Source organism: Pseudofrankia coriaricola (assembly GCF_032027725.1).
Lineage (GTDB): Bacteria > Actinomycetota > Actinomycetes > Frankiales > Frankiaceae > Pseudofrankia.
The window spans coordinates 1-18,486 of record NZ_JASNFO010000055.1 but is presented as its reverse complement, the minus strand read 5'-3'; the positions used below and the strand labels follow the sequence as shown (position 1 = coordinate 18,486).

Genomic DNA, 18,486 nt, shown 5'->3' with positions numbered 1-18,486 from the left:
CGGCCGGGGCGGCGGGTCTGGGGGACCGCGCTACCCGGGCCGGCCTGGCGATCAGGTCACTGCTTGAGGAGGGAGCCGCAGGACAGCTTGGTCGGGACGGTGTAGGCCTTGCCGGTCAGCTGGACGATCGAGGCGCACGGCGTGCCGATGAAATGGCTCAGCGGGTAACGCGTCTCGGGCAGCGCCCCCTCGACGTAGTTCGAGTAGTTGTTGTTGAGCAGCTTGAGCAGCGAGTCGACCGTCAGGTTCGGGCCGACCTTGGTGGCGGCGGTGACGAACATGTCCGCCGACCAGTAGCCGGCCATCGCCGGCAGGCTGATCGCCTGGTCGGGCGCGTACTTCTTGAAGTCGGCGACGAGCTGCTGGACGGCCGACGACGAGGTGTCCTCCGCCGGCGACCACTGCAGCAGCGTGTAGGAGCCGGCGAGGCCGTCGAAACCGGCCAGCCGCGGGTCGTAGCCGACCGCGTTGAGGAACTTGCCCTTGAAGCCGGCGGCGACGAACGCCTGGGTGAGCTTCACCGTGGTCGCGAAGTCGGTGACGGCGAGGATGACGTCCGGCGGGGCGCCCTTGTTGGACTGCATCACGGCCGACACGATCGCGGTCGTGTCGGAAAGCCCGGAGTCCGGGATCGGGTTCTCCGCGTACGGCACGCCGATGCCGACCACCTTGACCTGCTGGGCCAGGCTGACGACGCCGGTGCGCGCCGAGTCGTTGTCCTGGCCGATGAGCGCGGTCGTCTTCCCGCTGACGTCACCGTTGAACATGCCCTTGATCATCAGGCCGTAGGTGTTCGTCGTGACGTCCTTCTGCGTGGGCAGCAGGCAGCCGGTGATGCCGAAGCCGATCGACGTGCCGCAGAAGCCGAGGTTGAAGCCCCAGCCGAAGAACGGCACCGTCTCGGCGCAGAACGTGTCGAGGTAGGTGGCGCGGGAGGCCATGATCGGGAGGGCGGCGAAGACCTGGTCCTGCTGGGCGAGGACCTTGGCCTGGGATCCGTTGCGGGCCGGGTCGTTGCCGTCGTCGAGCATGCCGATGAAGTCGATCTTCCGGCCGTTGATGCCGCCGGAATCGTTGGCTCGCTGGAAGCGCACCTTCGCGCCGACGTCGCTGCCGGCCTGCGTGCTGCCGTTCGGGCTGGTCAGGTAGCCGAGCCCGCCCACCTTGATCGAGGTGGCGGTGACGCCGCGGGTCGGGTTCGAGGCCGTCTGCGAGCACTTCAGGGACACCGGGGGTTTCCAGCCGCCGTCGCTCCAGCCGGTCGGCGGGCCTGGGGTGACGTCGTTGGCGGCGACGGTCGGCGCGCCGGGTTGCGAAGTGCCGTCGTCGCCACTCCCGCAGGCGACCAGGCTGGTCGCGAGCGCGGCCGTGAACGCGACGGCCGTGACTAATCGTGAGGCCCGCATGGGCGAACACCTTTCTTGCGCTGACGGTGCGCCGGCATGACGCCGACGAGGGCTGGGCCTGGATTGCGTGGCTGCTGTGGCGGATCTGCCGGGTCCGGGGCGGTTGCGACGTACCGGCCGTGCTCGAACCGTGACCCTCCCGGGTTGTTCAGGGGGTGGGGAGCCGGCGGTGTCACCTAACGTCGTCGTTGTCCGTCTATTTGATACAGAATATGTTATCCAAACGTGGCGCAGGTCACAAGTGCTGGCTCGATGGCGTCGATGCTGGTGCAGGCCTCGCGGCAGGGGCGTGTCAGCCCGGCGCGGGCCACCGTCGGCCGGGTCTTGCGTTGCGCCCGGTCTGACGGTTGGGTAGAACGCGTTCTACCCGAGGCGGGTGGTGCTCACCGGTGGTAGGGCATGACGGGCGAACGCGACGGCAGAGGGGTGCGCTGTGAAGGACTTCGCCGGCAGGGTCGCGGTGGTGACGGGCGCTGGTCAGGGGATCGGCCGCGCGCTTGTCGAACGGTTCTGCGCCGAGGGCATGAAGGCGGTCGTCGCCGACGTCGTGCCCGACCTCGTCGAGAAGACCACGGCTGAACTGCGCGCCGCCGGCTGCGAGGTGACCGGCGTCGTCACGGACGTGACCTCGCTCGAGTCCGTCGAGGCGTTACGCGACGCGGCTCTGGGCGCCTACGGCGCCGTGCACGTCCTGTGCAACAACGCGGGCATCGGCTCGGGCTCGGAGGGACGGATCTGGGAGCACCACGTCAACGACTGGCGGTGGTCGTTCGACGTCAACGTGCTGGGTGTCGTCAACGGCATCCGCGCCTTCACCCAGCTGATGATCGACCAGGGAGTCGAAGGGCACATCGTCAACACCACCTCGGGCAACGGGGGCTTCACCCCGCTCATCAACAGCGCGGTCTACGCGGCGACGAAGGCCGCGGTCACGACCATCACCGAATGCCTGTGGGGGCAGCTGCGCGAGGCGGGCGCCCTGGTCGGCGCTTCGTTGCTGTACCCGTCGACCGCAACCCCCGGCCTGCTCAACACCGGGATCTGGCGCCCCGGCGCGAACCGGCCCGACCGCTATGACCGGCCGGGCGCCCCGCCGAAGGACGGCCGTGACTCGCTGGGCGCCTTCCTGCAGCGCATGGAGGCGGCCGGCCTGCCGGTCACGTTCGCGCCGTTGTCCGAGGTCGCCGACCTGTGCCTGGCAGGTATCCGCGACGAGATCTTCTGGATCACGGTGCCGGGCGACGCGCAGAACGCGAAGATCCTTGCCCGCGCCCACTCCCAGGTCGAGCGTACCGACCCGGCCTACCTGCTCGAGGCAAACCTGATGACCGGCCGCCCGGCGGGAGCGGGGGCGACGTCGCAACCGCCCGACTAGCGCCGCGCCCGCAACGGTCTGCTTCATGATCGCCGCGGACGTGTTGTCGCGGTCGCGATCTGGCCCGATTCACGACTACGACGACACGGTGGTGGTGATCCGCCAGCCGCACGCTACAGGGCCAAAGGGTGTGCGAAAATGATCTTCCTTCGCCCACCCGGCGGCCGTTGTCCCCAGGATCACTGACGGGCGAACGTTGGCGGGGCGGCGCTGGCCCATTTGCGTCCGCGGCCACCCCTCGCCTCGTCTCAGCCCCGCCCTCGATACTCGCCCACCGCCGGCCGGTACCTCCTGGCCGTGCGGTACCCGCATTCCCCAGTCCAGGAGGACGTCGGTGGTAGCGATCCTTGGCCAGTACTGCATCAACGTGTCGGACCTGGAGCGCTCGGTGGCGTTCTGGGAGGGAGTCGTCGGCATTCCCGTCGTCAGCCGCACCGAGATCGAGACGGCGCGCGAGGCGGTCATCCAGTCGCCGCACGGCGGAAGCCGGATGCAGCTCGCCCAGCAGCTCGGCCAGACCGGCCCGATCGACATGGGCACCGCGATCTGGAAGCTCTACGTGAACACCGACGACTGCGCCGCGCTGTTCGAGAGGGCCGTCGCGGCGGGCTGCGAGGCCGTCACCCCGCCGGCCCGGCTCGACCGGTGGCCCGTCACGGTTGCCTTCGTGAAGGACCCGGACGGCTACCTCCTGGAACTCATCGAATACCACCAGGGCACCCCCGCCACCGTCCCCGACCCCAAGAAGCTCGAGGCCTGACCACGTCCTGCTCCGACGGGGCCCGCCCGCACGCGCTCGGCTGGTCCTGCCGCGTGCCGGCGGGCGATCTGGCCCCCGCGGATCGGGAGATACGTGCGCACAAAGGCCGGTTCGCTGAATACTGGAACAGGTTCTAGTCGGGCGCGGCCATGGTCCGCGCGTCAGGGAGGTGCCCGCATGTCTCAGGGGAGCCAGCCGCGCCGGTTCGAGGGCCGCGTCGCGCTCGTCACCGGCGCCGCGTCCGGTATTGGCCACGCGGTGACGCTACGGCTCGCCGCCGAGGGTGCCTCGGTGTTCGCCTGCGACATCGACGCGGCGGGCCTGGATTCGCTGGCCAAGGAGGAACCGGAAGGGGGCGGCCGGATCGTCACCCGGGTCACCGACGTGCGGGAGAGCGGCGAATGCCGCGCCGCCGTCGCGGACGCGGTCGCCGCGTTCGGCAGGCTCGATGTCCTCGGCAACGTCGCCGGGATCCTGCGCACCGGTCACGTGACGGACGTGACCGAGGACGAGTACCGGCTGATGTTCGCGGTCAACACCGACGCCTACTTCTTCCTCGCCCAGGCCGCCATCCCGCATCTGCTGACGACCAAGGGCAACATCGTCAACATCGCCTCGAACTCGGGCCTGATGGGCGGTGCCTACACCGTCCTGTACTGCATGACCAAGGGCGCGGTCGTCCAGCTCACCCGCGCGCTGGCCATGGAGTTCCTCAAGAAGAAGATCCGCGTCAACGCGATCGCGCCCGGCGGCACCGAGACGGCGCTGGTCGCCGCCACAACTTTTCCCGACGATGTCGACTACGACCTGATCGGCCGCTATATGGTCCCGCGCCCGATGGCCAAGCCCGACGACATCGCCAAGTTGTTCGCCTTCGTCGCCAGCGACGACGGCCGCAACATCCACGGCGCGATCCTGTCCACCGACGGCGGCGTCACCGCCGGCTGACACCCGGGCGGCCTCGTAATGGACACCGTCGCCCGACCGCCGGTGGCCCGGCGGGGTGTCTCGCCGGCTCCTCGTGTCAGGCGGGGGCCAGGCGCGCCCGGACAAGCGTGTCGATGGCGGTCGCCTCGCCGTCCGGGGTTTCGACCGGGCGCGGCACGCGTGCGGCCTTCTCGATGACGAGGCCAGGAATATCGGCCAGATCCGCGGCGGTGCCGTCGGGGGTGTAGAGGACGGAGGCGTCGCGGGGACCGCCGACACCGTCGGTGAGGTTCGTGGCGTCGTGGGCGACGACGAGTAGGGTGCCGCCAGGGGCGAGCCGACCGGCGGCGGCGCGCAGGGCGGCGCGGCGCGCGTCGGCGGGCAGTTGCAGGTAGGCGACCACGACCGCGTCGAACGCCGCCGTCGGCGGTAGGCCATCGTCCCCGCTGGTGCCGGCCCCGGCCCCGGCCCCGGCGTCGACGCCGGCACTGGCGTTGGCCGGTCCGGCGGCGGCCGCGCCAGCGGCGGTGGTTGGTGGTTCGGCCATGACACCCGCGACGACGTCGGCGACGAGGAAGGCCGCGCGCTCGGCGACTCCGGCCTCGGTGGCGAGGCGACGGGCACGGTCGATGGCCGCGTCGGAGAAGTCCAGGCCTGTGGCGTGCCAGCCGCGGCTGGCGAGCCAGATGGCGTTGCGGCCTTCGCCACAGGCGACGTCGAGAGCCCGACCGGGCGGCAGGTCGGCCAGCTCCGCGGCGACGAACCGGTTCGGCGCGAGCCCCCAGACGAGCTCGCTGGCGCGGTATCGCGCGTCCCAGTGCGTCGCGTCCATCCTGATCCCGATCCCTTCCGACGGCCGCGGCGCGGCCCGCTCCTTTTGGGCCACGCGCTTCGCCGTCTGACCACGTCGCCGGTCGCCGATCATCTGGCGATGCCAGGCCCACCGCCTCAATCCGGACAAAGGTTACTTCCGGGCGCGCCACCGAGGAGGTTCGCGACGGCGGGCCGCCGCGGTCTCCCCCCGCACCTACCCGAGGGTTGCCGGAGCGGGCGAACGGGCAGGGGGCGTGGCACTCGGCGTCCCTCGGGGCGGACAGTATCGATCGTGGCCGTATAGTCGCGGATCTTGGCCGCATCGGACAGGCGCTTCTCGTTCCCGATTCGTCGCCGTCTCGCCGAGACTCGGTCTTCGCCCAACGCTCCGGCCTGGAGTTGAGCGGCAATGCGGAGATGGGCGCTGGAAGGTGGCGAAAAGGACCATTCTGGCCCGGTCTGGCGGGCCGGACGACCCTGGCGAACGGGAGAAAACCACTGGTCACGGCGCTGTCGGTGCCCGCGGCGCGGGTGGCGGGCACCTCGGACCGCCCTGGGGGTTGTGTGGACGGGCGGAGGCGGGTATAACGAAAACAGGTGAGAGGAGCCACCAAAAGAATGGCACGGAGAAGTGGACGCGCCGAAAGGCGTGATCCCCGCACCATGCATCACCTAAACACCGTTCTTGCGGTGTAAGGTGGACTTCTCTCACCCCGTTCTTTTCCCGCGCCATACTTCCGGCCGCGCGGGTCATGAGGTCATGGTCTGGACGGCGGGTTCGCGATCTGCTTTCGGGGTGGCCGTACCCACCCGCCATTCCGAGGTGGGGACCACGTAGAGGGTCCGATCGGTCACGCCGCGGCACGTCATCGCATCTCGGAGATCTGGCCCGAATGTGCCAGGCGGGCGCGCGCGGTCTCGCACGCCAGGCGCAATCGGCTGATTGCGAAATGTGACCGGTTGGGCCACTGGTTGGTGGGTGTGGCTGGCGTGGGGGGCACCCAAGTGCGAAGCGCGTCGGATGAGCAGGCCTATACGCAGGCTCATCCAACACAGTGGCGGGGTGTGTGGTCGGACTGTGTCGGAAGAGCAAGTCCATGGGCGGGCTGAGATGACACGCTTGGTGGTCGGGACGGCCTGGCGGCGAGGATGCGGTCGGTGGGCGGTCGGTCGGAACCCAGGGGATCGGTCCAGGCGGAGTTTTGCCGGGCGCCAACGGCCCGTTCAGCCGTGTGCATACCCACGCCGGCCCGCCAAGGTTCAGGGCGGGCAAGGGGGAAGCACCGTCATCCCGATGACGGGTGACGGGTTGCCGGAGCGACGCGGTCAGATCCATGCGAAACGGCTACGTCCCGTCCCGTCCCGCCCGCGCGAGACGGGACGTAGCCGCGTGAGGCCATGGCTGTGGGAATCGAAATGTGAGCTGGTCAGGTGGTGCCGGCCACCAGGCGGGTGTCGAGGGCGTCGAGCTCGGCGGTGAAGGCGGCGCGCAGCGCGGTCTTGTCGGTGCCGTCGAGCCAGGTGGCGTCGACGCCGTTCAGGACGAGGGCGCGCACGGTTTCCTGGCCGTAGTCGAGGGCGGTGCACAGCTCGACGTACTCGCGGCCGATGTCGGTGTGGAACATCGTCGGGTCGTCGGAATTGAGCATCACGTTCAGGCCGGCCGCCACCATGTCCCTGATCGGGTGGGCGGTCAGGTCCGGCCAGCCGTAGACGACCGCGGTCGAGGTCGGGCAGCAGGTGAAGTAGATGCCCTCGTCCCGGCATCGGCGCAGGACCGCGTCGTCGGACATGATGTGGTAGCCGTGGTCGATCCGCTCGCAGCCGAGCACGTCCAGGCAGGTGGTGATGTTGACGGGCGGCGCGTCCTCGCTCGCGTGGCTGGTCAGGCGCAGGCCACCGGCCTTCGCAGCCCGGTAGGCCAGGGCGAACTTCTCCGGCGGGTCGGGGGCCTCGGCGCCGTCCATCCCGAGCCCGATCAGCTCGTCCACCCGGTTCGCCAGCACCTCCTCGACCATCTGCCTGGCCATCTCGGGCGGGTCCTGCCGGTAGACGTCGGCGATGAGCCTGCAGCGCACCCCGAAATCGGTCTCGGCCGCCCGGATGCCGTCGACCAGACCGCCGATGACGGTCGCCATCGGAACCCCGCGCCGGGTGTGCAGGGTCGGGTTGAAGAACATCTCCCGGTAGCGCAGGTTGCCGAGCTTCACGCCGTCCTCGAGCGACTCGTAGGCGCAGCGCGCGAAGTCCGCGCGGTCGATCAGCGTCGAGGACACCATTCCGAAGATCTTCAGGAACTCGTAGATGGTGTCGTAGTCGTAGAGCCGCGCCACCTCGTCCGTGGGCAGCGTGACATCGTGCTTGCGGGCCAGGTCGGCGAACGTCGCCGCCCGCACCGTGCCCTCGAAGTGGCAGTGCAGCTCCACCTTCGGCACCGACCGCAGGTACTCGGGGTAGTCCATCGCGTGCTCGCCTCCCACACCGTCAACGCCTCACCGTCCGCCCCCGTCCGCCTGCTGGCCGGCCTGGCCGAGCTGGGGCCGGCCCGCGCTCGGCCGCCCGCCCACCTTAGGAGCCGAGCCCGCCTCGCCGGTTTCCACCGGGAAACGCCCAGGTCACGGCCGCGGGCGAGGCGGAGCCTCGCCGAGGGCGTTCACCCACGGGGTCAGCTGGGGCTGAGAGGAAATCCGCCGTCGCCGGCCGGATGCCGGGGCATATGAACGTGCTGCTCGCCGAGGCGCACGTCCCGTACCCGCTGATGCTGGAGCTGGACGAGGCGAATGCCGAACTCGCGCGTACCGACGTCGCTCTGGTCGTCGGGGCGAACGACGTGACGAACCCGGCCGCCCGCCGCCCGGGCAATCCCGTTTCCGGTATGCCGATCCTCGATGTCGACAAGGCCCGCAGCGTCGTCGTCGTAAAACGCTCGATGGGCCACGGCTACGCCGGCATCGACAACGAGCTCTACACCGGCCCGAAGACCGGCATGCTCTTCGCGGACGCAAAAGCTGGCCTCGCCGCCCTCACCTCCGCCACCAAGGCCCTCGTCCACTGACCGAATGACCGAATCCGGTGTTGTGCGGCCGGGCGGTCCACGAACAAGCACTGACCATGCTGAGGAGGGCGTCCGCTCAGCTCAGGTGGTCATGCTGGGACCATCGCCGGTGAGGCCTCCCTCGGAGAGGAGGGAGAGTTCCAGGTCCCAGTCGATGCGGCCTGATTCGGTGCCCGAGGGCACCGAGGTGGCGACGCGGCGTAGGAAGGTGCGAACCGCCCAGCGCGGCAGGCCGATCCGGGCGTGGCCCCCAGGACTTGTCAGCCACAACTCGACGACGGACTCACCGGCGTGGGTGATCGGGGCTATCCGCACGTCGGCGATGCCGGCGGGGCGGCGTAGGCCGTCCTCGAGCAGCTCACGGGCGAAAACCCATTCGACCAGGGCCCCGCTGCCGACGTCAAAGCGGATGACGACGGCGAACGGGTCGCCGGGCCGGTAGGCCAGCTCGGCGGGGAACTTACCTCCGTCGTCCAGCAGCCGGGCATCGAACGGGACGGTGATGGTTGGCTCGGCTCTGCTCACCGTGGCCTCCCCTTGCCGGGCGAGTACGGACGTTATCGATATCATGGCGCGCCGGCGCGAAAATAGGCAGGTATCAGAAGTCGCGGCGCGTCGGACCGATTTTCCTATGAACCTGCGTGGGCGGGAAGTAGGCGGCGACCACGGGCACCTTCGGGCGGTGCCAGACCATCAGGTGCCGTCCGTGCCGTCCGTGCCGTCCGCTGGCGACACGGACGGCGGTACGGCGAACACCCCGCGGCGGCGCAGCTCCTCGCAGAAGCGGTGGCCGGCCGATTCCATCTGGTCGACGATGGCGCGCGCGCCGGCCTCGGACCGGCCTTCGCGACCGCGGCGTCATAGGCCAGGAACTTGCCGAACGTGTACGCCCCGCTGATGTCGCTCTGGCCGTACTGGCCAGGGCCCCGCCCGGTGACCTTCGTCATGGCCGGCTCAGTGGTTCTCGCGAGATTCGGTCTCCACAGGTTGACGGGTTCTGGGCCGGCCGTCAGAGACCTGGGAGGACGTCCGCGAGGAGGATGTCGAGAGTGCGGCGGGCGGTGAGGTCGTCGTGGCCGAGGACCATCGACAGGTCACCCACGCCCAGCTCGCGGTAGCGGGACAGGCCGTCGAGGAGCTGGCCGGCCGAGCCGGCGAGGACGTGACGGGCGACCTGGACGCCGTCGGGAACCGCGGTCCCGGCCTCGACGTAGATCCGGTGGGCGAGCAGGCCGCCGCCGAGGTCGCGCCAGCGGGCGGCGAGCGGGGCAAACTCGTCCGGTAGCGCCCGTGAGGCCTGGTAGGGCAGGCTGAGACGCGCGGCCAGGCGCATCGTCGCGTCGGCGCCGGCGAGCCAGATCGGCGGCCCGCCCGGGGTGAACGGCTCGGGCGAGAGGACGTCACCGGTCAGGCCGGTGCGCAGCTCGTCCAGGCAGGCGCGGAAACGCCGGCCGCGCTCGGCCGGCGCCACACCCCGGTAGGCCAGCTCGTCGTCCCAGAAGCCGGCGGCGACCGCGAGCACGAACCGGCCCTCGGTGAGCTGGTCGAGGGTCGTCGCCTGGCGCGTCAGCCAGTCCATGTCCCGCACCGGCAGCACCGCGGCCGTGATCCCGATCCGCGTGCCCGGGTGCCGGCCGGCGAACCAGGCGAGCTCGACCATCGACTCCAGTCCGCCCCGCCAGCCGGAGAAGTCCGGTCGGCGGAACATCCCGTCGCCGAGCCAGAGCGTGTCGATCCCACCGGCGACCGCCGTGTCCGTGAACGCGACGGTCTCGTCGCGGTCCGAACCGTACGGAGAGACCCCAAGGTGCACGCCCCGACCGTAGCCCGCGGCCGGCGGGTCTTGGCGGGGAGGCACCGACGGGGCTTGGTGGGAAGCCATCGGTTGCCTCGCGGGTGGCCGGCGTACGACGTTCAGTGCGGCACATGTGCCGGCCTCGCAGTGGAAACCGTCCTATCGTCTGGCGAGAAGCGGATTTCGGGCGCTGGCTGGCCGGCCGGGCCGCAAGGGCCGCCTGCGCCGTCACGGGGCCTGGGCAGCCAGGACCGTGGCCGGCCGGGTGCCGGTGCCTGAAGCCTCGCGGCTCAGGCGCCGGCGCGGTGCGCGGTCGTGGGATGTGGGCGTCGGGAAGGGGAACAGCAGTGCCGGAAGCGGTGATCGTCGAAGCGGTGCGTACGCCGATCGGCAAGCGGAACGGGGCGCTTGCCGGGGTGCACCCGGTGGACCTGTCCGCGCTCGTGCTCAGGGAGCTGGCCGCCCGGACGGGGATCGACCCGGCGGTCGTCGACGACGTCCACTGGGGCTGCGTCGGGCAGCTCGGCGACCAGTCCAGCAACGTCGGCCGGTTCGCCGTGCTCGCCGCCGGCTGGCCGGAGTCCGTGCCCGCCGTCACGATCAACCGGGCCTGTGGGTCGAGCCAGCAGGCGGTCGACTACGCCGCGATGGCCGTGCTGTCCGGCCAGCAGGAGGTCGTCGTCGCCGGCGGCATCGAGAGCATGAGCCGCATCCCGCTCGGCGCCTCCCGGCAGTCCGGCGAGCCCTACGGCGCCACGGCCCGCAACCGCTACGACGGTTCCGACTTCAACCAGCTCACCGGCGCCGAGCTGATCGCCCGCAGGTGGGGCTTCGGCCGCCGCCAGCTCGACGACTTCTCCGCGCAGAGCCACGAGCGTGCCGCCGCCGCGATCGACGCGGGCGCCTTCGACACGCAGATCGTGGCCGTGCCGACCGAGGCCGGCCCGGTCACCGTCGACCAGGGCCTGCGCCGCGGCACCACCGCCGACACGCTGGCCGGGCTCAAGGCCGTCGCGGGCGAGGACGGCCTGCACCACGCCGGCAGCTCGTCCCAGATCTCCGACGGCGCCGCCGCCATCCTGATCACCACCCCGGAGAAGGCCCGCGAGCTGGGTCTCACCCCGATCGCCCGCTACGTCGCCGGCACGGTCGTCGGCGCCGACCCGGTGATGGTCCTGACCGGGCCCATCCCGGCCACCCAGAAGCTGCTGGCCAGGACCAGCCTGTCGATCGACGATATCGGCGCGTTCGAGGTCAACGAGGCGTTCGCCGCCGTGCCGCTCGCCTGGCTCGCCGAGACCGGCGCCGACTCGAAGCGGATGAACCCGGTCGGCGGCGCGATCGCCGTCGGCCACCCGCTCGGCGCCTCCGGCGCGATCCTGATGACCCGCCTCGTCAACCACCTGCGCGACAATGGCCTGCGCTACGGCCTGCAGACCATGTGCGAGGGCGGCGGCACCGCCAACGCGACCCTCGTGGAGCTCGTCGACGCCTGATCAGAGGGCCACTCAGCGTGGAGGCAGCCTGCCTGGGTGACCAGCGAGCGCCCGGCCGCTGACGCATCCCCCGCGCCCTGTTGCCCGCGGGGTGTTCGGGCGGGGCATGTCGGGCAGGGAGACGGTGGAGGTGGGGCACCCGTGTGCCCGTGCGTCCGTGTGCCGCTCTCGGGCCGGAGGCTGGTCGTGAGCGGGGCGTGGCGGCGGGAGCGCCGCGCGTCGGCTGGGGCGCCCAGGCTTCGGAGCTACTCGAAGTCACCGGCCGGCCCCGGGCCGGGCGCTCTGTCCGCTCAGGCCTCTTGATCTGGTGGAATCTTCGGCGCCCTGGGCCAGATAGTCCCACCAGATCACGGTCGCGCTCCGCCGCGCCGCCCGGAGCTGGTTGCTGATCGTGACGGGGCCCGGGAGGAGGACGACGCGCGGGCCGAGGGGGTGCGGGCCGAGAGAGTGCGGGCCGAGGGGGTGATGCACGATGGACGACTCGGGCCTCGTGACGGTGTTCCTGTGCGGCGACGTGATGCTGGGGCGGGGGATTGATCAGATCCTGCCGCATCCTGGGGATCCGGCGTTGCGCGAAGGGTTCACCCGGGATGCTCTGGCCTACGTCGACCTGGCTGAGGCGGCGAGCGGGTGGATCGGGTATCCGGTTGACTTCTCGTGGCCGTGGGGACAGGCATTGCCCGCCTTGGACGATGCCGGGGTCGACGCCCGGCTGGTGAACCTGGAGACGAGCGTTACCCGGTCCGACGACTTTGCTCCGGGGAAAGCGGTGCACTACCGGATGAGTCCGGGCAACCTTCCGTGCCTGGCCGCGGCCCGGCCCGACGTGTGCGCGCTGGCGAACAACCATGTGCTGGACTTCGGGCGGGCCGGCCTCGTCGAGACGCTCGACGTGCTGGCCAGCGCAGGGCTACGGACGGCGGGCGCCGGGCGGAACGCGGACGAGGCGCGCCAGCCGGCCGCCGTCCCCCTGGATGACGGGTCGCGCCTGCTGGTGCTCGCGTTCGGCGTCCCGTCCAGCGGCATCCCGCCGACGTGGGCCGCGGTCGGCGACCGGCCAGGTGTCGACGTCGTCCCGGAGCTGTCGGACGCGGCGGCCGACGACGTCGCCGCCCGCGCGCGGCGGGGCAGGCAGCCGGGGGACGTGGCGATCGCGTCGATCCACTGGGGAGCCAACTGGGGGTACGGCGTCGACGACGACGAGGTCCGGTTCGCGCATCGGCTGGTCGACGGCGGCGTCGACCTCGTGCACGGGCACTCGTCGCACCATCCACGCCCCGTCGAGGTGTACCGGGACCGGCTGATCCTCTACGGCTGCGGCGACTTCATCGACGACTACGAGGGCATACCCGGCTACGAGAGCTACCGTGACGACCTGCGGCCCGCCTACCTCGCCTCGGTCGAGCCGGACACCGGCCGGCTGGCCGCCCTGCGGGTGATGCCGCTGCATGCCTGGCGGATGCGGCTGCGCCGCGCGGCCACCAGGGACGCCGCGTGGCTGCGCGGAACGCTCGACCGGATCAGCCGCCGGTTCGGCGCCGGCTTCGACCTCGACCCCGACGGCCTGCTGTCACTGCGCCGAGCGTCGCGATGATGCGAGGGACGGGCTGGCCGCGGGTCAGTGGGTCCGGCGGCGGCGGACACCTCCGGGCGGTCGGGGACCCGCCCGCGTCACCGCGAGGCGCTGGGGTGCCACCATCGTGGGTGATGAGCCACCAGGGGGACAGACCGGCCGGCGCACCACCCCGCGACGCCCGCGTGGGTGGCGCCGCGCGCACGCCCGGCGCCCAGACGGACCCGACCGCGGCCGCCGGGCCCGCGCCCGGGGCCTCGTCGTCGGCTTCTCCGGACCCGTCGGCTCTCCCGGACCCGTCGGCTCTCCCGGGCCCGTCGACTCTCCCGGGCCCGTCGACTTCCCCGGACACGTCGGCTGTCTCCGTCGGCGCGTCGTCGGTGCGGGGGAGGTCGGACGGGGACGTCGAACGGCTGCGGCGGCTGCTGGGCGGAGAGCAGCTGGCGTGGCTGGTGGATCGGGCTCGGCGGCGGATGGCGCAGGGGCAGCCGCTGACCGGCGTCGTCACGCTGCCGAAGGCGAGCCACGAGCAGCGCCGCGCCGCCGAGCGGCTGCTCGGGCGGCGCGCCGGGCGGGGCTACTCGCTGTCGGTTCCGCTGGACGAGGTCGACCGGATCCTGCGGGCCAGCGGCGCCGCGCCCGACGGGCTCGCGGCGGCGGTCGTGCTGCTGACGGGGCCGGCCCGGGCCGGGGCCGCGGCGCCCGCCGCCGCGCCCGCCGCGTGGGCCGCCGCCCGGGCACCGCTGGACATGCTCGCCGGGCGGCGGCCGGAGCTTTCACCGTGGCTCACCTGGCTGGACGGCACGGGGACGCTACGCCGGCTCGCCGGCGACCCGGGGACGGCGACCGCGCTGGTCGAGCCGCTGGTGGCGGTGCTCGACGCGCTCCCAGCCGGCGGGATGGCGCTGGACCGGCTGGCGATGCGGGCCGCGGGCGACGCGCACGCGCTCGACGACGGCCGGCCGCTCGCGACGCTGGCACTCGCCGCCGCCCGGGTGCTCGCCGGGTCCGCGCTGACCGGCGACGCGTCGGCGGCCGGGCGGCGTGCCGCCTGGGCCGCGGTCGGGGTCCATCTGGACGAGCTGTCGTCGACCGTGCTCTGCCTGGGTCTGCCCGGCGGCGCGGCCACGGCGGCGGGCCGGGTGCTCGCCGCCGCCCACGAGGCGGCGGAGCCGTGCGTGCTGACGCTGCGCCAGGTCACCGGCCGGGGCGGCGAGCGGGCAGACCTGGGCGTCGGTGCCGGCCTCGTCTTCGTCTGCGAGAACCCGATCGTGCTGGCCAGCGCCGCCGACGAGCTCGGCCTGGGCACCCCGCCGCTGGTCTGCGCGGGCGGCCAGCCGTCGGCCGCCGTCCTCGGCCTGCTCGAGCTGCTCGCCGCCCAGGGCGCGAGCCTCGCCTACCACGGCGACTTCGACTGGGGCGGCCTGCGCATTGCGGGGGCACTGCGTGACCGCGTCGGCTGGCGTCCGTGGCGCTACGACGCCGAGGCCTACGCCGCGGCCCTGGCGACCGCGACCGGCGGCCCGCTCGCCGGCGGCCCGCTCACCGGCCGCCCCGTCGACGCCGCCTGGGACCCGGCCCTGCGCCCCGCCCTCGAACGCCACGGCATCCGCGTCGACGAGGAGCTCGTCCTGCCCACACTCCTTGCCGACCTGGCCGCGCGGCGGCGATCCTAAGACTTCGCGCATCGTCGAGTGATGGGGAGCCGCCGTCATGAACGCCGTGACCCGCCTGACGCCCGGCGCGAACGGACCGCTGGCCGGAGGCCAGGTCAGGGCGGCGGTCGCGGCCGCCGGCGGGTCCATCGACGTGTCCGCGGTCCTGCTGACGACCACGGGCAAGGTCCGCGGCGACGACGACCTGGTCTTCTTCAACCATCCGGCGTACGGCGGTGTGCGGCTCGACGGGGCGTGCGTGACGGTCGACCTTCCGCGTGTTCCGGCCGACGTCGCCAAGGTGGTGGTCGCCGCGAGCGTCGACGCGGCGCGGCCCGGCGTGGTGTTCGACGGCGCCACCACGCCCTGGGTCGACGTCGACGACGGCGGGCGCCGCTTCCAGTTCACCCCGGCGCCGCTCACGCATGGGGAGACCGTCGTGCTCCTGGCGGAGTTCTACCGGCGCGACGGCGGCTGGAAGGTCCGGGCCATCGGACAGGGGTACGCGACGGGGCTCGCGGGTCTGGCGGCCGACTTCGGGGTCGTCGTGGACGACCCCGGCACACCCACCGCGCCGGCCACCCGGGCGGCCGGTGGCGCCACGCCGCCGCCTCCCGGTCCGCCGGGTACGCCCGCCACCCCGTTCGCACCGTCCGCCCCGGCGGCATGGCCCGCGCCGACGCCATGGCCCGCGCCGACGGGACAGCCCGTGCAGCCGGCACCCGTGCAGCCGTCACCGGCCTGGGGACCGCCGGCTCCGGGTGGGTGGCAGCCCGCGCCGGGGAGTGCTCCTGGCGGCACCGTGCCGGCGGGTGCGCCCGCCATCAGCCTCGAGAAGGTCTCGCGAACCGCGCCGGGCCTGGTCGACCTCTACAAGGCGGCCGGGGTCAGCCTGCGCAAGCAGGGCGCGGCCGGGCTGCGCGCCGCCGTCTACCTGGTCCTGGACCACTCGGCCAGCATGTCCGGCCACTACCGGACCGGGACGATGCAGCACTTCGCGGAGCAGGTGCTCGGCCTGTCCGCGAACCTCGACGACGACGGCGTCGTGCCGCTGGTGTTCTTCTCCGACAAGGTCAGCCTCATCGACGAGATCGGCCTGGACAACTACCACGGCAGGATCCAGGCGCTGCAGGCGAAGCTTTCCTGGGGCGGCACCAACTACCTCCCGGCGATGATGGCGGTTATCGACCACCACCGGGCGACCGGCGGCGCCTACCCGGCGTTCGTCGTGTTCCAGACCGACGGCGCGCCGTTCGACAAGCGCCCGGCGCGTGACCTGATCCGGCGGAGCAGCAACCTGCCGATCTTCTGGCAGTTCGTCGGCTTCGGAAAGGGCCGTCATCTGAAGTTCCTGCAGGGCCTGGACACCATGGAGGGCCGGCTGGTCGACAACGCCGGCTTCCTCGCCACCGGCCGCGCCCCGGGCGACCTGTCCGCCGGCGAGCTCTACGACCAGCTCCTCGCCGAGTTCCCCATCTGGCTCTCCGCCGCCCGCGCCGCTGGCATCCTCCGCTGACCGCTGACCGCTGACCGCTGACCGCTGACCGCTGACCGCTGACCGCTTGCCGTCAGCCGACGAGGGGTGCGACGAAGAGGGTGTGCAGGGCGAAGGCGACCGGGCCGCGCCGGTCGCCGAGCATGGTGGTCGTGGTGCCGCCGCCGGCGCCGTCGATGGCGGTCGTGGCGTGCAGGCTCACCCAGTCGCCCTCGATCGGCCGCAGCGCGCTGACGACGAGGTCGACGTTGGTGAACAGGTGGGTGCGGAAGTCAAGCACGGCGCTGACGCCGCTGGCGGCGTCGGCGACCAGCATCAGCAGCTGGGCCGGGCTGATCGGCTCGCCGTGTACGAGGGGGACGCGGGGTCGGACCCACGCGGTGGACGAGCCGGGCTCCTCGAGCCGTCCGCCGGCGTAGCGCCACTCGGTGGCGGCGATGTAGCCGCGGTCCAGGTAGCGCGTGAGGTCGCTGTCGGGCACCTCGGTGGGCAGCGTGTCCGGGTCGGGCAGCGTGGGCGCCTCGGTGTGGGCGATGTCGGGGACCAGGCCGGGCGACCGGCGCCGCCACCAGGCCGTCGCGACGGCGAGCACCCGGGACGCCGGATCCGGGCCCGTGCGTAGCTCGGCGCGCAGCAGCGCGACCTGGCGGCCGGGGCGGACCACCTCGGCCGTGATCGAGACCGGCCCGACCGGCGCCGGGCGCAGGAACTCCACCGCGATCCGGGCGAGGTGCCCGCCGGTGAGGCCAGCCGCCTCGGCGGTCTGCTCAAGCGACCGGGTGAGCACCGCGCTGACCACGCCGCCGTGCTGCAGGCCGGGCGCCCACGGGCCTTCGCTGGACGACGTCGCGCGCAGCGGTGTGCCGCCAGCCGCGGCGGCGATCGGCGGCCGCGTCGGCGTCGGCGTCGGCTCAGGCGTGAGGCCTGGCGGCGTCTGCCCGACGGCGGGCGGGACAGCGGTGCCGGAAACGGCGGTCTCGGAAATGGCGGTGTCGAAAACGGTGGTGTCGGGGACGAAGAAGGCGCCATCGCCGCTTCCGTCGTCGTCTCGCTGGGCGGTCCCGGCCGCCTGGTGGACCAGGCCGTCACGGTCCGCTGCGCCGATCTGCTCCACGAGTGCACCCTCCCTGAACGGTGGACGCCGGCCTCGTCCGCTCACGACCCGGGGCGGTGCGCCGGTCGGCCCGGCCACCCCGACCGACGGCGTCCGCGCCACCAGCGCGCGGCCCGTCGAGGCGACATCTGGTCCGGGTTTCCGGTTGGTCGATATACCAAATGCCAACAGAATATCGGTGCCCCTGGCCGGCAATCGCGGAACGCCACGGCACGGCGAACGCCGGCGAACAGGGACCAAACCTGCCCCGACCGGCCAGTGCCGCCGACCGTAATATCGGGTGAACTCGGGGAAGTTCACCGGCCATTTCCTGGAGAAAAGCGCTGGTGGCCGGGGCGGCTCATTGTTGTCCACGATCGATCGATAGAAGAGATGTGCTCTTCGTTGACCGGTCGATGCCGGATTGTCAGTCTTGGGTGCGGCGGCGCGGCCGTCCGGTGCCGTCCGCGCCGTGTCGGCTGGGCCGTCGTCGTCCCGCGCTCGACACCGTGACGGCCGCGTGCCGGGGAGACGGAGCGGCGGACGGCGATGGGCCGGGCGCCGGGCTGGCCGCGCCGGCGGGCGGATGAGTGACCAACCCCGACGGAGGTTGAGCCCGATGCATGGCTACGACGTCTTCCGGCACTACGAACGCAAGCGTTGGACGCTCGACGAGCTCCCGTTCGACGAGATCGACCAGGATCTGGTGCGGCCCGAGTACATGACCATGGTCAAGAGTGCCGTGATGGGTGAGGCGAACTCGATCGCGGCCCAGCACGGCTTCCTCAACGAGTTCGACGACTACGACTTCTCGGCGTTCGTCGCGGTCTGGGGCTACGAGGAGCTCCAGCATCATTTCGCTTTCCGGACCTGGCTGAACGCCGTCGGTGTGACGATGCCCACCGCCCCGGTCCAGGCGATGCGCGCGCCGTACGCGCCGGGCACCACGCCGAGCGCCACCCTGGCGACCAACATCATCTCCGAGCTGACGGTCAACCACGTCTACCGGTCCGTCGCCGCCTGGGTCGACGAACCGGTTCTGC

General features: G+C 72.2%; 14 protein-coding genes and 1 pseudogene. 9 read left to right on the top strand and 6 right to left on the bottom strand.

The features are described from left to right. Positions 1-56 precede the first annotated feature (56 nt). Positions 57-1,406: an ABC transporter substrate-binding protein gene (locus tag QOZ89_RS27820; protein WP_071047762.1), complete on the bottom strand. Its 1,350-nt coding sequence runs from the start codon at positions 1,404-1,406 to the stop codon at positions 57-59. 433 nt (positions 1,407-1,839) lie between these two features. On the opposite strand from QOZ89_RS27820, the gene QOZ89_RS27815 reads away from it, so the two are divergent. The 3 genes from QOZ89_RS27815 (at position 1,840) to QOZ89_RS27805 (ending at position 4,489) form a co-directional block, all read left to right on the top strand. Continuing rightward, positions 1,840-2,781, top strand: a complete 942-nt coding sequence (locus tag QOZ89_RS27815; protein ID WP_071047761.1) for an SDR family NAD(P)-dependent oxidoreductase — start codon at positions 1,840-1,842, stop codon at positions 2,779-2,781. A 334-nt stretch (positions 2,782-3,115) separates the two neighbouring features. Beyond that, entirely contained in the window at positions 3,116-3,541 is a 426-nt protein-coding gene (locus QOZ89_RS27810) for a VOC family protein (RefSeq protein WP_312626319.1), read from the top strand. 177 nt (positions 3,542-3,718) lie between these two features. After that, positions 3,719-4,489 (top strand): SDR family NAD(P)-dependent oxidoreductase, encoded by a 771-nt coding sequence (locus QOZ89_RS27805; RefSeq protein WP_071049236.1) that lies wholly within the window; start codon positions 3,719-3,721, stop codon positions 4,487-4,489. Positions 4,490-4,565: 76 nt separating this feature from the next. Here the strand turns inward: QOZ89_RS27805 and QOZ89_RS27800 are convergent, their stop codons facing one another. Together QOZ89_RS27800 and add are read right to left on the bottom strand one after the other, a co-directional pair. Continuing rightward, positions 4,566-5,300 carry an SAM-dependent methyltransferase gene (locus QOZ89_RS27800; RefSeq protein WP_312626315.1) on the bottom strand — a complete coding sequence of 245 codons (735 nt, stop codon included), beginning with the start codon at positions 5,298-5,300 and terminating at the stop codon, positions 4,566-4,568. Between the two features lie 1,408 nt (positions 5,301-6,708). Continuing rightward, the gene (gene add, locus QOZ89_RS27795; RefSeq protein WP_071049235.1) at positions 6,709-7,743 is read right to left on the bottom strand and encodes an adenosine deaminase; all 1,035 of its coding nucleotides are present in this window, start codon (positions 7,741-7,743) and stop codon (positions 6,709-6,711) included. A 242-nt stretch (positions 7,744-7,985) separates the two neighbouring features. On the opposite strand from add, the gene QOZ89_RS27790 reads away from it, so the two are divergent. After that, the gene (locus QOZ89_RS27790; protein WP_312626314.1) at positions 7,986-8,336 is read left to right on the top strand and encodes an NAD(P)(+) transhydrogenase (Re/Si-specific) subunit beta; all 351 of its coding nucleotides are present in this window, start codon (positions 7,986-7,988) and stop codon (positions 8,334-8,336) included. Between the two features lie 81 nt (positions 8,337-8,417). Here the strand turns inward: QOZ89_RS27790 and QOZ89_RS27785 are convergent, their stop codons facing one another. Together QOZ89_RS27785 and QOZ89_RS27780 are read right to left on the bottom strand one after the other, a co-directional pair. Then, positions 8,418-8,861, bottom strand: coding sequence for an SsgA family sporulation/cell division regulator (locus tag QOZ89_RS27785; protein WP_071049233.1), 444 nt, complete (start codon positions 8,859-8,861; stop codon positions 8,418-8,420). Positions 8,862-9,345: 484 nt separating this feature from the next. Then, positions 9,346-10,149 (bottom strand): LLM class flavin-dependent oxidoreductase, encoded by an 804-nt coding sequence (locus QOZ89_RS27780; protein WP_071049232.1) that lies wholly within the window; start codon positions 10,147-10,149, stop codon positions 9,346-9,348. Between the two features lie 329 nt (positions 10,150-10,478). Here QOZ89_RS27780 and QOZ89_RS27775 point away from each other — a divergent pair, with 329 nt between their 5' ends. The 4 genes from QOZ89_RS27775 to QOZ89_RS27760 all read left to right on the top strand — a co-directional run bounded on the left by QOZ89_RS27775 (position 10,479) and on the right by QOZ89_RS27760 (position 16,371). After that, on the top strand, positions 10,479-11,627 hold the full coding sequence (locus QOZ89_RS27775; RefSeq protein ID WP_312626307.1) for a thiolase family protein: 1,149 nt from the start codon (positions 10,479-10,481) through the stop codon (positions 11,625-11,627). A gap of 472 nt (positions 11,628-12,099) precedes the next feature. Continuing rightward, the gene (locus QOZ89_RS27770) at positions 12,100-13,221 is read left to right on the top strand and encodes a CapA family protein (protein ID WP_071049229.1); all 1,122 of its coding nucleotides are present in this window, start codon (positions 12,100-12,102) and stop codon (positions 13,219-13,221) included. Between the two features lie 113 nt (positions 13,222-13,334). After that, the gene (locus QOZ89_RS27765; RefSeq protein ID WP_312626305.1) at positions 13,335-14,876 is read left to right on the top strand and encodes a TIGR02679 family protein; all 1,542 of its coding nucleotides are present in this window, start codon (positions 13,335-13,337) and stop codon (positions 14,874-14,876) included. Positions 14,877-14,913: 37 nt separating this feature from the next. After that, the gene (locus QOZ89_RS27760) at positions 14,914-16,371 is read left to right on the top strand and encodes a VWA domain-containing protein (protein WP_083418729.1); all 1,458 of its coding nucleotides are present in this window, start codon (positions 14,914-14,916) and stop codon (positions 16,369-16,371) included. 52 nt (positions 16,372-16,423) lie between these two features. On the opposite strand, the gene QOZ89_RS27755 is transcribed toward QOZ89_RS27760, so the two are convergent. Beyond that, the gene (locus QOZ89_RS27755) at positions 16,424-17,464 is read right to left on the bottom strand and encodes a thioesterase family protein (RefSeq protein WP_312626300.1); all 1,041 of its coding nucleotides are present in this window, start codon (positions 17,462-17,464) and stop codon (positions 16,424-16,426) included. Between the two features lie 598 nt (positions 17,465-18,062). On the opposite strand from QOZ89_RS27755, the pseudogene QOZ89_RS27750 reads away from it, so the two are divergent. Then, positions 18,063-18,486, top strand: a pseudogene (locus tag QOZ89_RS27750) (ferritin-like domain-containing protein); the annotation flags it as partial.